The sequence below is a fragment of the Methylobacterium sp. E-046 genome (assembly GCF_022829625.1).
In the GTDB taxonomy this organism is placed as follows: domain Bacteria; phylum Pseudomonadota; class Alphaproteobacteria; order Rhizobiales; family Beijerinckiaceae; genus Methylobacterium; species Methylobacterium longum.
The window spans coordinates 1-12,193 of record NZ_JAKSYP010000282.1 but is presented as its reverse complement, the minus strand read 5'-3'; the positions used below and the strand labels follow the sequence as shown (position 1 = coordinate 12,193).

11 protein-coding genes are annotated in these 12,193 nt (G+C 68.3%); 2 read left to right on the top strand and 9 right to left on the bottom strand.

The features are described from left to right. The first annotated feature begins 529 nt into the window (after positions 1–529). Positions 530–2,536: an adenylate/guanylate cyclase domain-containing protein gene (locus tag MKK82_RS30995; protein WP_238291552.1), complete on the top strand. Its 2,007-nt coding sequence runs from the start codon at positions 530–532 to the stop codon at positions 2,534–2,536. A gap of 384 nt (positions 2,537–2,920) precedes the next feature. Here MKK82_RS30995 and MKK82_RS30990 read toward each other — a convergent pair whose 3' ends face one another. The 6 genes from MKK82_RS30990 to MKK82_RS30965 form a co-directional block, all read right to left on the bottom strand. Then, positions 2,921–3,079: a hypothetical protein gene (locus MKK82_RS30990; protein ID WP_243987894.1), complete on the bottom strand. Its 159-nt coding sequence runs from the start codon at positions 3,077–3,079 to the stop codon at positions 2,921–2,923. A 342-nt stretch (positions 3,080–3,421) separates the two neighbouring features. Next, positions 3,422–6,283 (bottom strand): putative bifunctional diguanylate cyclase/phosphodiesterase, encoded by a 2,862-nt coding sequence (locus tag MKK82_RS30985; protein WP_238291554.1) that lies wholly within the window; start codon positions 6,281–6,283, stop codon positions 3,422–3,424. After that, positions 6,280–7,089, bottom strand: coding sequence for a PstS family phosphate ABC transporter substrate-binding protein (locus tag MKK82_RS30980; RefSeq protein ID WP_238291555.1), 810 nt, complete (start codon positions 7,087–7,089; stop codon positions 6,280–6,282). The genes MKK82_RS30985 and MKK82_RS30980 overlap by 4 nt, the downstream gene beginning before the upstream one ends. 75 nt (positions 7,090–7,164) lie before the next feature. Then, positions 7,165–8,202, bottom strand: a complete 1,038-nt coding sequence (locus tag MKK82_RS30975; RefSeq protein ID WP_243987892.1) for a 2Fe-2S iron-sulfur cluster-binding protein — start codon at positions 8,200–8,202, stop codon at positions 7,165–7,167. A 15-nt stretch (positions 8,203–8,217) separates the two neighbouring features. Next, positions 8,218–9,990: an ethylbenzene dehydrogenase-related protein gene (locus MKK82_RS30970; protein ID WP_238291558.1), complete on the bottom strand. Its 1,773-nt coding sequence runs from the start codon at positions 9,988–9,990 to the stop codon at positions 8,218–8,220. A gap of 320 nt (positions 9,991–10,310) precedes the next feature. After that, positions 10,311–10,595, bottom strand: coding sequence for a hypothetical protein (locus tag MKK82_RS30965; protein ID WP_238291559.1), 285 nt, complete (start codon positions 10,593–10,595; stop codon positions 10,311–10,313). Positions 10,596–11,056: 461 nt separating this feature from the next. Here MKK82_RS30965 and MKK82_RS30960 point away from each other — a divergent pair, with 461 nt between their 5' ends. Next, entirely contained in the window at positions 11,057–11,287 is a 231-nt protein-coding gene (locus tag MKK82_RS30960; RefSeq protein WP_238291560.1) for a hypothetical protein, read from the top strand. An 85-nt stretch (positions 11,288–11,372) separates the two neighbouring features. Here the strand turns inward: MKK82_RS30960 and MKK82_RS30955 are convergent, their stop codons facing one another. From MKK82_RS30955 to MKK82_RS30945, 3 genes are all read right to left on the bottom strand, one after another. Then, positions 11,373–11,513 carry a hypothetical protein gene (locus MKK82_RS30955; protein WP_238291561.1) on the bottom strand — a complete coding sequence of 47 codons (141 nt, stop codon included), beginning with the start codon at positions 11,511–11,513 and terminating at the stop codon, positions 11,373–11,375. Continuing rightward, the gene (locus tag MKK82_RS30950) at positions 11,513–11,758 is read right to left on the bottom strand and encodes a hypothetical protein (RefSeq protein ID WP_238291562.1); all 246 of its coding nucleotides are present in this window, start codon (positions 11,756–11,758) and stop codon (positions 11,513–11,515) included. The genes MKK82_RS30955 and MKK82_RS30950 overlap by 1 nt, the downstream gene beginning before the upstream one ends. A gap of 301 nt (positions 11,759–12,059) precedes the next feature. Beyond that, a partial coding sequence (locus MKK82_RS30945) for a flagellin (protein ID WP_279603110.1) occupies positions 12,060–12,193 on the bottom strand: 134 nt, incomplete at its 5' end.

Genomic DNA, 12,193 nt, shown 5'->3' with positions numbered 1-12,193 from the left:
TTTGCGACCGTCTCCACGACCAACATCCCGCGCAAGCCTCCCGTTCGAGCCGGAAGGCAGTGTGGATGACTTGTCCTGGGGGTCCCGTTTGGACGCCGATCACCCCGAAAACGGGGTCCTTATTCCACGCCTAATCACAGGCAAACATCCATTTCGTGTCACCAAGTCGTTTTAAATATAATTCCTGCCGACGTACAACATAAACTGCAATGTCATTATGAAGGCGCCATCTTTCATTGCGTTGAGGTATAAAAACAAAATACGGTGGCCGGGAAGCAAGACGATCAAGATCTGCGCGGCGAATGACGGGTCTCCGGGCCTCTATGGTGATCCTGATCCTGAGGCAGGATGCCTGGAGCGCACCAGTGCTGTTTTCGGGGCAGCGCTGACCCGTGTGGCTGCGGTGAAGATCAGTCGTGACGTGCCGGGGTCTGCTTGACGCGGTCGCCTTGATGCTATGACCATCGCTGTCACGGGTCGTGCCCGCTTTGCGTGCGCCCGGGTGGGATGCGTGTGAGGCCACACGGCGATGAGTAGGCGACTGGCGGCGATCCTGGTGGCCGATATCGTCGGGTACAGCCGGCTGATGGGCGCCGACGAGGCCGGCACGATCCGGCGCTTGAAGGCGCTGCGCCGCGAGGTCACCGACCCGGCCATCCAGGCCGCAAGGGGCCGCATCGTCAAGGCCATGGGCGACGGCCTGCTGGTCGAGTTCCCCAGCCCGCTGCGCGCCGTCACCTGCGCGGTGCACATCCAGCGGGCGATGGCCGCACGCGAGCCGGGCCTGCCGGAGGAGCGGCGTTTCCGGCTGCGATGCGGCATCAACGTCGGCGACGTGGTCGCCCAGCCCGACGGCGACCTGTTCGGCGACGGCGTCAACGTGGCCGCGCGCCTCGAGCCGCTGGCCGAACCGGGCGGCGTGTGCGTCTCGCGCTCGGTCCACGACCAAGTGCGTGACCGGCTGCCCTACCGGTTCGAGGATCGGGGCAAGCTCGACCTGAAGAACATCGCCCGGCCCGTGGGCGTGTTCGCGCTCTCCGCCGCCGCCGTCCAGGCGCTCGTCCCGCCGGACGACGACACGGACGACGAGGACGGGGACGTCGATGACCGCCCCGGTGCGGGGCCCGGGACGGCCCGATCCGGCTTGGCCGCGGCGCCACCCGCCCGCACCCGGCCGGCTCGCCGCATCGCTGGCGCGGCGCTGCTCGTCGCCGTGGCGGCCGCCGGAGCGGTCGGGGGGCTGGCCTGGTGGCTGGGTGCAGGCCAGGGGCCGCGGGCCGACACCACGCTGGCCGTGCAGAACGGCCTGCCGCCCAAGCCGCTGCCGCCGCTGTCGCTCGTGGTTCTGCCGTTCGCAAACCTGAGCCAGGATCCCGAGCAGGACTTCTTCGCCGACGGGTTGACGGAGGACCTGACCACCGACCTGTCGCACTTGGTCGGCAGCTTCGTCATCGCGCGCAACACGGCCTTCACCTACAAGGGCAAGGCCGTCGACGTGAAGCAGGTCGGCCGCGACCTCGGTGTGCGCTACGTGCTGGAGGGCAGCGTCCGGCGGACCGACAATCACATCGTCCTCAACGCGCAGCTGATCTCCACCGAGACGGGCGCGCATGTCTGGGCCGACCGCTTCGAGGGTGAGCGAAGCCGCCTCGGACAGATACAGGCCGAATTCGTCGCCCGCCTCGCGCGCTCGCTCGATGTCCAACTGAGCCAGGCGGAAGGCCTGCGGATCCTGCGGGAGCGGGCCAGCGATCCGAACGCCGCCGACCTGAGCATGCTGGGGTGGGCGGCGCTCAACCGGCCTCGTTCGCCCGCCAACACGTCGGAAGCCAGGACGAGATTCGAGCAAAGCCTCAAACTCGACCCGAACAATCCGCAGGCGAAGATCGGTCTGGCCAGGGCCATCGCACAAGCCGTCAACACCAAGGTGAGCAAGGACATCGCGGGTGACCGACGTTTGGCGACCAAGCTGGCCGACGAGGGACTCGAGGCGTCGTCACAGAACCCGATGGCCCACTACGTGAAAGCCGAGGTGCTCCGCGCCACGAAGGAATTCGAGGCCGGGCAGAGGGAGATCGCGACGGCCATCGAGTACGATCCCAACATGGCGATCGCGCATGCCCTGGCCGGCATCATGAAACTCTGGGCCGGCAAGGCGGGGGAGACGTTCGACCATGTCGAGCGCGCCATCCGACTGAGCCCGAGGGATCCGCTGCTGAACGCTTGGGAATACTATATCTGCCACGCACACACGCATTTGGCGCAGTGGGAGGACGCAATCCGGTGGTGCGACAAGTCCGTCGCGCGCGCGCCGTACTTCTTCGCCTACCTCGATCTCGCTGCTGCGCACGCTTGGCTCGGCCACAAGGAAGACGCTCGCAAAGCGATCGAGAACGTCCTGCGACTGATGCCCGGTTACAATCTGCAGACGATGATCAGCGCAGACTATTCCCAGGATCCGACCTTTCTTCAGGAATATCGGCGCATCGCCGACGGCGCCCGCATGGCGGGCCTTCCGGAAGGCCCGACGGATTGAGGGCGCGTCGCCTCCCTACCGCGCCCGGTCTCACACGGTTTCAGATCCATGCGGCGCGTGAGCGCTCCTAATCCCACGGGACTGCCTGCCGCGTAGGGCGGCGTCCGCGTTGCTTCTTCCCGATCGAACGATGACGATGTTTCTCCGCACCACCGCAAGGCGCTGTGTGACGCCCGCAAATGAGGCCGCTCCGGCTTCGGCCGGGGGATGATCGTGCGGATTTCGGCGCTGCGCCGGCGGATCGCAGCCCCGCACTGGCGGTGGGCGACCTTGGATTTGGGTTGCGCGACGCCGGAGCCGCCTCCGGCAAAGGTCGACCGTCCGAGTCTCCGCGACGGCTTTGCGCCGATCACCCTCGGATGCGTCGACCTGCGAGCGACGGTCTCAGCGGAAGACCGGAAGACAGAAGCCGATGAGCCCGAGGCCCAGGACAAGGAAAAGCCCGCCGATGGTTTCCACCAGGGCCATCCGATTCGGCCAGACATCCACCGAGCATGTCAGGGCGATGCCCAGGACGAGGCTCAACAAGCTCAGTGCGAACATTGTTTTCGTCAATGCCGTTGATTGTAAGGACGCGGCTGTTAGCCGTCCGGTCGGTGAATTGCAGTCTTCGTAACAGAGTATTCGGCTGCCGGAAATGAATCCGTGTGGATCCGGGCGATCCGGGGACGGATTGTGTCTGATCAGCAACGAAATTTCCGCGCGCCCGGCGCCGAACCGGGATACCCGGACGCCGATTCAACCCGGGATGCGGACGATGCCCGTCCGGCGGTCGGTGCCGCCCTTGACCCCCGGGCGCGCGACGAGGCTGCTCGGCCTGCCTGTTACGCCGCGGGTGGGCGATGCTGCGGGTGCCGGTCGCCGCGGCCGTCCCGGTGCCGCAGATCAGGCGGCGGCGCTGAGGTTGTTCTGCGCGAGGATGAAAGCGGCGACTCCGGCGGCAGGGATCGGCCGGCTCAGGAGATAGCCTTGTACCTCGGAGAACCCGCTCGCCCGCAACCGCGCGAGTTGCTCCGCCGTCTCGACGCCCTCGGCCGTGGTGGTGATCTTCAGGCTGCGGCCGAGTTCCGCCACCACGTGGACGATCGCGGCGGCTTCGTCGCGCTCCATCAGGTTCCGTACGAAAGACTGGTCGAGCTTGATCTTGTCGAAGCGGAAGCTGTTCAGCGAGCTGAGGGACGAATAGCCGGTGCCGAAATCATCCATCGAGAAGCGAACGCCCAGGCGGCGCAGGCGCGTCAGCATGTCGTGGGTGGCCTGATCCTGGTTCAGGATCACCGATTCCGTGATCTCGAGTTCGAGGCGCTGGCTCGGCAACTGGGTGGTCCGCAGGACCTCCTCGACGAGCTGATCGAGGTTGCCTTCCCGGAACTGTGCTGGCGAGATGTTGACGGCGACGCGCAGAGTACCGGGCCACTGCATCGCGGCGGCGCAGGCAGTCTTGAGGACGTACACACCGAGCGCATCGATGAGTCCGGTGGCCTCGGCGACCGGGATGAACTCGCCCGGGGAGATCATCCCCCGCTCCGGATGGTGCCAGCGGGCGAGAGCCTCGAAGCCCGTCACCGTGTTGGTCGCGAGCTCGAACAATGGCTGGTAGTGCAGCTCGATCTGCCCGCTGTCGATCGCCAGCCGCAGCTCGCGCTCCAACCAGCGCCGCTGATGCTGACGCTCCTCCATCTCAGGCTCGAAGGCGCGCACGCGCCGGCCCCCCTCGGCCTTGGCGACGTAGAGCGCGAGGTCGGCGCGGCGGAGCAGGTCGTCGCCCTCGGCGTCCAGGGCGGACGACACGGCGATCCCGAGGCTCGCGTCGGCGGCCACGAACTGGTCGGCGATGATGAACGGGCGCCGGAGCTGAGCCAGCGCCTCCTCCGCCAGACGCAGTGCTCCGTCCGCGAGGTCAGACCCCGACAGGACGAGGGCAAACTCGTCGCCGCCGAGGCGCGCCACCGTGCTGCCGGGCGGGCTCAGGGCCGTCAGACGAGCGCCGACCTGCCGGAGCAGGTCGTCGCCCGCCGGATGTCCGAGGGTGTCGTTCACGCCCTTGAAGTCGTCGAGATCGAGGCAGATCACGGCGACCGGCCGCCCGCCCTGAGCGTGTTCCGAGAACGCGGCGGCCAAGCGTTCCGCCAGCAGCGCGCGGTTCGGGAGCCCGGTAAGGGCGTCGTGGGTCGCCAGGTGGGTGATGCGGGCCTGCGCGATCACGCTCGTCGTCACGTCCTCATGCGTCTCCACCCAGCCGCCATCGGCCATGGGCTGAACCGTGATCTCCACGCAGCGCCCGTCGGCGAGGGTCGCGGTCGTCACGCGCCCCTGGACGCCGCGGCCCTGGCCGAACTGATCCACGAGCCCGGCCATCGCCTTGACTTCGGCGTGGGTCGGACCCGCCCCGAGCGTTTCGGGCGCGATCCCGTAGATGCCGAGGAACTGCGCGTTGAAGACTTTCAGGCGGCCGGATGCGCCGAACATGCACAGGCCCTGGGACATGTTGTTCAGGGCCGCGTCGAACCGTTCGTTCTGCTCCTCGAGCTGCACCTCGCGCTGCGTCAGGATCGCGTTCTTGCGGAAGACGTCGTCGCGCAATTGGTCGCGCTCCGCCAGGGAATGTTCCAGGACGACGACGGCGCGAGCGATGTCGCCCACCTCATCCTCGCGGCTGACATCGGGCACGTTCACGTGCCAATTGCCCCGCGCCACTTCGGAGACCGTCTGGGTGATCCGCACCAGGGGGCGCGTGATCCGGTTGGACAGGAACAGCAGGACGATCGCGACGAGGAACAGGGTCAGCCCCGCCACGACGCAGAGCGTGGTGAGCAGGGAGCGGGAACTCTCCTCGCCGATCCCGACGACCTTGTCCTTGATCTGATCCAGCTCCCGGAGGGGCGCCGCGACGCACAGGCGGATATCGTGTTCCGTCGGGATGCAGCGCGCGACCTTCTCGGCGCCGAGGACGGTCTGGAGCCCGGATCGGGAGGGCGCGCCGAGGGCCGCATCCGGCATCTCGGCACCGGCCGAGGAGAGGACGCGCGATCCTGAAAGGATGAGGACGTCGCGCCCGCTCAGCGCCGAGAAGGCTTCCAGGGTGGTCTCGCGGGGGCGAAGGATCCGGTAGCCGACGAGCCCGCCGATCACCTCTCCGAAATCGTCGAACAGCGGCTGGCCGAAGATGTCGGCGACGGAGCCGCTCTCGTCCGCCGCCAAGGCGCCGGCGAGCGCCTCGTCCCAGTGCAGCGTCAGGACGAAGCCGACCGAGCGATCCCTGTCGTTCCGGGACATCATCGCGCGCAACGACGACGCCAGCGTCGTGCGGCCGAGCGCCGTGTTGGCCGAGAGCAACTCCGCGTCGACACGGTCCGCTGTGAGCGCGCGCAGGTTGATGTCGAAGGCGATGACGCCGTCGATATCGGCCAGCGCCAGGGCGGGCCGCATGAGCTCCGACGCCGCGACGGTGTTGCCGGAGAAGACCGCCTTCGACACGTCCCAGCGCTTCGCCATCGTGGCGAAGCGCCGTTCCACGTCCTCGCGCTGCATCTGGAGCCGGGCCGCCGCCAGCTTCGCGTCGCTGAGGAGCCGACCCGAGAGCTGGGCCTCGGACCAGCGGGAGATCTCCTGACCCTGCTCGCTCAGCGTCTGTCCGGACCGGAGCGCGACCAGAGAGACGAGGGCCGTGAGGGCGATCGCGGCCGTCGACAGCGTCGCGCCGACGAGGCGGGCGCGAAGGGAGCGCGAGAAGGGGTTGTGGGTCACGGCTTGAGCGGAGCGCCGCCCCGCTCCGCCAGCAGGTGCCGCGCGCGATCGGATGTCGCGAAGGCGAGGAAGTCGGAGGCCGCCGCGTCCCGGGTGGCGGCCTTGTAGATCAGGGCGAGGGTCACCGCGCTGGGATAGGCCGGATCGCGCGGGGCATTGCCGTCGATCGACAGGACCGCGAGGTCACCCACCAGCGCCGGCGAGAAGGGGCCGAAACCGATGGCGCCGGGCGTCTGGCGCACCGTCTCGATGGCGTCCTGCGTGGTCGTCGCCGTCTTCGACCGGCTGGTCAACACGAGATCGCGCCAGCCCGGCATGCTCGACCGGAGGACGGCGAGGGTGCTGTCCGTGTCTTCGCGCCGGACCACGCGAATCTTGAGATCGGCGCCCCCGACCGCGCTCCAGTTCTCGATCGTGCCCGAGAAGATGGCCGCCGCCTGCGCGCTCGTGAGGCTCGCCACGCCGACGTCGCGGTGCACGAAGATCGCCGAGGGGATCCGGATGAGGGGAACCTCGATGAGGCCCTGACCCTTCTCGGCCTCGGTGAGGGGACGGGCGATGCGCCCGAGCTTCTGGCGCTCGCCGCCCACGGCCGCGACGGCGCCGCCGGAGCCGATGCTCGGCGGCACCGATACACGGACTCCGCCGGCATCGGCATTGTAGGCGGTTGCAACCGCCTGCAGCATCTCGATCCCGTCGCCGGTGCCGACGACAGCAAGGTCCTCCGCCCGCGCGCTGCACGTCAGGGCGAAGACCGCGAGAACGCCTGCGGAGATGTGCCGGAGGCAGACGAAAGCAGAAGCCATGGCCGGATTTTGCGGCCTGAATAATTAAATTGGCGTCACCGAATATATCGCAATCAAGCTGTGGTTGATGAATCGCTAGGCGACAGATTCGGTTTTGGCCTTCTGATTACGTGAGACGCGCTGGAGAAGGCGCTGGATGAAGTTGAGGTCCGCCGGATTGCTCGCGGCGGCGGTCCGGTCGGCCGCGTAGAACGGGTCGGCGTAGCAGGTCGCGCCGGCGGCTGCCGCCAGGAACTGGACGGCGGCCACCATCTCCGGTCGGCCGGCCGCCACGACGATGTCGTCCGCGGTGAGCATCGGCAGATGAAGCGTCGGCCGACCCGGCCGCGCATCGCCGGGCGGATGCGCGCCGCTGCAGGTCAGGATCGTGATCGCGCCCCGTTCACGCAGCCAGTCCAGCGCCGGGCGCATGTAGAGGTTGTGCGGATCGCGCGCGCCGGCCACGACCAGCAAGGCGCGCGCCGGCTCCCGCAGGCGGCTCGCCCGCGCGACCGCCCAGGCCGGCGCCCAGCCGACGCCGGACGAGACGATCACGAGGCGGCCGCGCCCGAGCCGGTGAAAGGCGTGACCGAAGGGGCCCTCGACCTTGACGGCGCTCCCCGGACCGATCCGGCCGCCGAGGTGCGACGAGACCGTGCCGCCGTCCTGGCGGCGGATCTGGAAGATGAGTTCGTTCAGTTCGCCGGAGCCGTCGGAGCGCAGCGTGGGGCTGTAGTCGCGCGCCGGCAAGCCCGCGAAGGCGACACGGACATACTGTCCCGGCAGGTAGGCGAGGCGCTTGCGCAACGCCACCGTGACTTCGACGATCTCGGGCGTCAGTTCGACGAGGCTCTCAACGGTACCGCCGCGCCGGACGACGTCGGGCACCTCGTCGAACTCGATCGCGGCCTCGCTCGTGAGTCGTGCCCGGCAGGCGAGCACGGTGTCGCCGATGCGCGTGCCCGCCTCGTCCACCGTGCCCGAATGGATCCGGACGCGGCAGGTTTCGCATTGGCCGGTGGCGCAGTCGTGCGGGATCACCCGGCCGCCGGTGAGACCCGCATCGAGGAGGGTCTGCCCGGCGGTGGCCGAGACTCGCCGCCCGTTGATCACGAGATCGACCCGTGCGGCCATGATCGGCGCTCCCCGTCAGCGCATCAGGACTTCGACCGGCCGCATGTGCCGGGTGTGGCGCGTCTGCGTGTGATCGAAGGCCGAGACGTACAGGTAAAACAGGTTGCCGGGCAGGAAATCCACGTCGTACTTGCTGCCGGTCGCGATCTTGCGCGAGGCGACCAGGGTCCAGTGATCATCGGCCCAATGGGCGGCCGCCGAGATCCCGGCCCGGTCGCCCGTGTAACCGTCCGTCAGCAGCACGCCCGGAATCACCGTCCCGACCGGTATCTCCGCGTCGACGTCCCTCGAATAGGGAACCGTGTCGCTCTTCTCGACCATCCACCACGCGGCGCCCTCGGATACGCCGGCGTCTGGATCCAGGTCCACGGTCCCGAGCTTGGTCTTCGTCACGCGCCAATCCTTCGGGAGCCGCAGCGGCTCGACGGAACCCGTGTAGCCGCCGGGACCCTCGAAGCGGAAATTGTAGCGATAGGCGCTGGTGCCGGGGTCGCCCCAGTAGCCGGCCTGATAGCGGCCCTGGACCGCGCGCTCGGCGGCCGTCGGATCGGTCGGCGGTCCGATATGCATGTCCTCGACCACGCCGAGCATGCCGCCGCGGCCCGACTTCCACTGCCACATGTCGATGTAGCTGCCGTCCGTCGTGTAGTGGTAACCGCGGCCGTTCAGCGGAGCCGGTGCATCGGGGAGGGGCTTGGCACCGAGATGGGTGGAACCGCCGCTGCCGAAGGCGTCCGAGCGCGAGAAGATCACCGCGAACTTGTCCTCGTAGTAGGCGGTGACGTCCGCCCGCGCGGCGTTGACGTCGAGGAGGTGCCAGCCGTCCTCCTTCTTGATCAGCGGCACCCGCTTCAGCGACTGCGACGGATCCCACCACCGGAAGGCGAAGTAGACGTTCGCGTCGTCCCGCACGGCGCGGATCTCAACGGTGGTCTCGCCGGTGCCGCCGAAGTTGCTGCCCTGCATCGTCCGCACCGAGACGGGACGCGCGGTGCGCCAGACCGGATCGTCGAGGAGTTTGCTGACATCGGGACCGGCCGACACCTTGTCCACCACCAGGGTCGAGCGGCCCGCGACGTCCGCCCAGGCAAGGCCGCCCACGACCGGGATGCCGAGGGCGGCCGCTGCCAGCAGGGGCCGGCGCCGACGCACGGTCCCATCGACCAGGGGTGCGGGGCGGAACAGCCGCAGGAGCTGCCACAACCCGCCGTACATGAAGTGCGCCAGCGTGTGGACGACGATGTATCCGAGGGACACCAGCGCGCAGGTGGCGTGCAGCCACACGACCCATCCGCCGTAGCCGAGGTAGAGCGCGACGCCGGTCCCCGTGAGGATCAGCGTGACGGCGTAGATCAGCCAGTGGAGTCCGACGTTGATGCCGCCCCACCGGGCCTTGCGGGCTGCCTTAGACCCGCCGCCGACCAGTACGGCGCGCATGCGGGACGGGCTGTTCCGCTCCGTCAGCCGGCCGCGAACGAGATAGACGAGATAGGCCGTGATCCCGAAGAACAGGCTGAGACCCGCCACGAAGTGGACGGTCCAGACCTCACCTTGCGGTAGGAACGGGGCGAGAAACTTCGCGGTCCGGGCGATGGGCGCATCGGCGGAGATGCGCAGCCCCGTGATCAAGCTCGCGATCATCGCGATGGCGACGATCCAGTGGATCACGATCGTGCCGGTGTCGGAACGGGGTCGCCGATCGGCGCGGGCGTTTGAAGTAGACTTGGATTCAGGAACGGCGTTGCCGTCGTCGGAGGGGGGCGGCGCGAGGCTCAGTGTGTCCGCCATCCAACTCTCTCCGATCGCTTACACGTATCGCCAGTGCTGTATTAGCATTCCGATAAGCATAGCGCGGCCGGGCCGCTATTGCCAAGCTTATCAGTCTTTATATTCGTCTCGCTTGCCGGTGCGCTGATGGCCGGTGCATCGGGCGGACTAGCCGGCCCCGGAACCGGCGCGCGGTGGGCGGGAGGCGGGGCGGCGGTCGCGACGCGATGCGACTTCACCGTCGAGGCAGGGCGCAGTGATCCGCCGGAGCCGCATCCTGGGCACGACGCCCGCGACGGGCCGCCCGATGGCCCGGACACCGCTCACGGCGGGGGAGGGGCTCAGGCCGCCCTGTGGCGGTCGGCGCGGACCTTCGGGACGGGAGACGTCGCACCCTGCTGCGCGATGCCGCGAAGCGAGGCCACCATCGCGTCGGTCTGGGCGTCGAGGGATGGGCGCGCGCGATGGCTGCCGGTGCTGCGCCACGCAATGGCGAAGCAGCCGAGTACCGCCGCGAAGCTCCCCGCCAGGGGTGCGACGATCAATGCCGCCAGGAGGCTGATCGGAGCCAGAATGGCGGCTGCGACAAGGCCGCTGCCGATCGCAACCGCAACCAAGAGAAGCATCGTAGCCTCTGCCCAAAGGTCCAGCGGGTACCATCGATCGCTGTCAGCATCCTCCTACGCCCCATTGGTTAACATTTGGTTAATGACAAGCTTCCGCTTCAGCTTAGGTTTTAGGATCCGCGCTCAAAGAAGCATTCGTTGAGAGTATGAGCGGATGGTCCGGCTTTGGTGCCCTGTATGCTGTCGGGATCGGGCACGCGTCGCCGCCGTCTTGCCCGCCGCCGTCTTGCCCGCCGCGGTGCTGCTGCCGGAGGCTCGGTCTGCGTGGGGCGACGATCCATCGGCGGGTGCGTCGCGACCGCGGGCGGCCCGTCGGCCGGACCTCAGATCTCGTCCGTTCGCGGATGGAGCCGAAGCCTCTGGTGCAGATGAACCAATCCTGGTCCATCCTGATCACTTGTGGCGCTTCGCCCGGGAGTGTTACTGGTCCGGACCGGTTTCGCGTAGGATAACCACCTCCGATGACCAGCGAAGAACGCGCTTCCCGGCGCTTGATCGCGATTGCAGAAGTTGTCGGCTGCCCCGTCGAAACTTTTTACCGGCCCGAAAGCGATACAAATCCGGCGAATATGACCTGGGAGCTGCTGCGGCTGTGGAGCTCGATCACCGAGCCTCGCACGCGGGAGCGCATTCTCGCACGCCTGCGCCAGGAGGCCGGTGTCGGACCGGCCTCGGCCCAAGCCGCCGAGTGATCGTGCGATAGTCTGAGGCCGTCGACGGCGGGCGGGCCGGGCGGTCGACGACACCCTTCGCGCGACCGTCCGTGCGCACCGATCCTCAACTCCCCTGAGCGATCCAGCCCAGGATCGTGGCGCATCGTTCGGCCTGATCACGCGTCAGGCCCGACGCGACCGCGGTTCCGTCCCGGTACACCGCGAAGGTTCCGTCGCTGACGGCGCGGATCTTGACCGAGGCCATCAGGCGCCGACCGGAACGAGCGCTTGCAACTGGGTCAGCCCGGACGCCGTGAGCTGCCAGACCGCGAGCGCCTCGTCGACGGTCCCGGATCGGCCGATCCGCTCCAGATGCCCGAGGCTTTCCAGTGCGGTGAGGCGACTGTGGTCGGCGGGCCACCGGTCGTCGATCTTCTTGCGGATCGAAATCCGGTAATCACGGGCTTCTGCTGCCTTGTTGAGAAGTCGGCGCTCGTGGTTGACCAGCATCAATCCTCCTGCGTTGAGCGGGTCGCTGCCCGTTACTTACGTACAGGCTGGCCGATATGGTCAAGCTTGGCAACCCCGCCGGCCCGGAGCCGCAGGGGACCGTTCGCGCTCATCCAGACGGATCACGGCTATCCGGGACGCCGGGCCGGCGCGTGCGCGACCTCCGACGGGGGGACGGGTTGCTCCCGCGGGCCGTGGGCCGATTCCGTTCGGCGACCGCGCACGAGAACGGCCGGCCGGGTTTCCCCGGCCGGCCGCTGGTATGTGGCGCGCCCGGGATGGGCGCGCGATCGTCGTGCGATCAGCGCAGGAGCTGAAGGACGCCCTGCTGGGCCGAGTTGGCCAGCGACAGCGCCGAGATGCCCATCGACTGGCGGGTCGACAGCGCCTGCGAGTTCGCCGCCTCCTGGTTGAGGTCCGCGTTCGTCAGGTTGG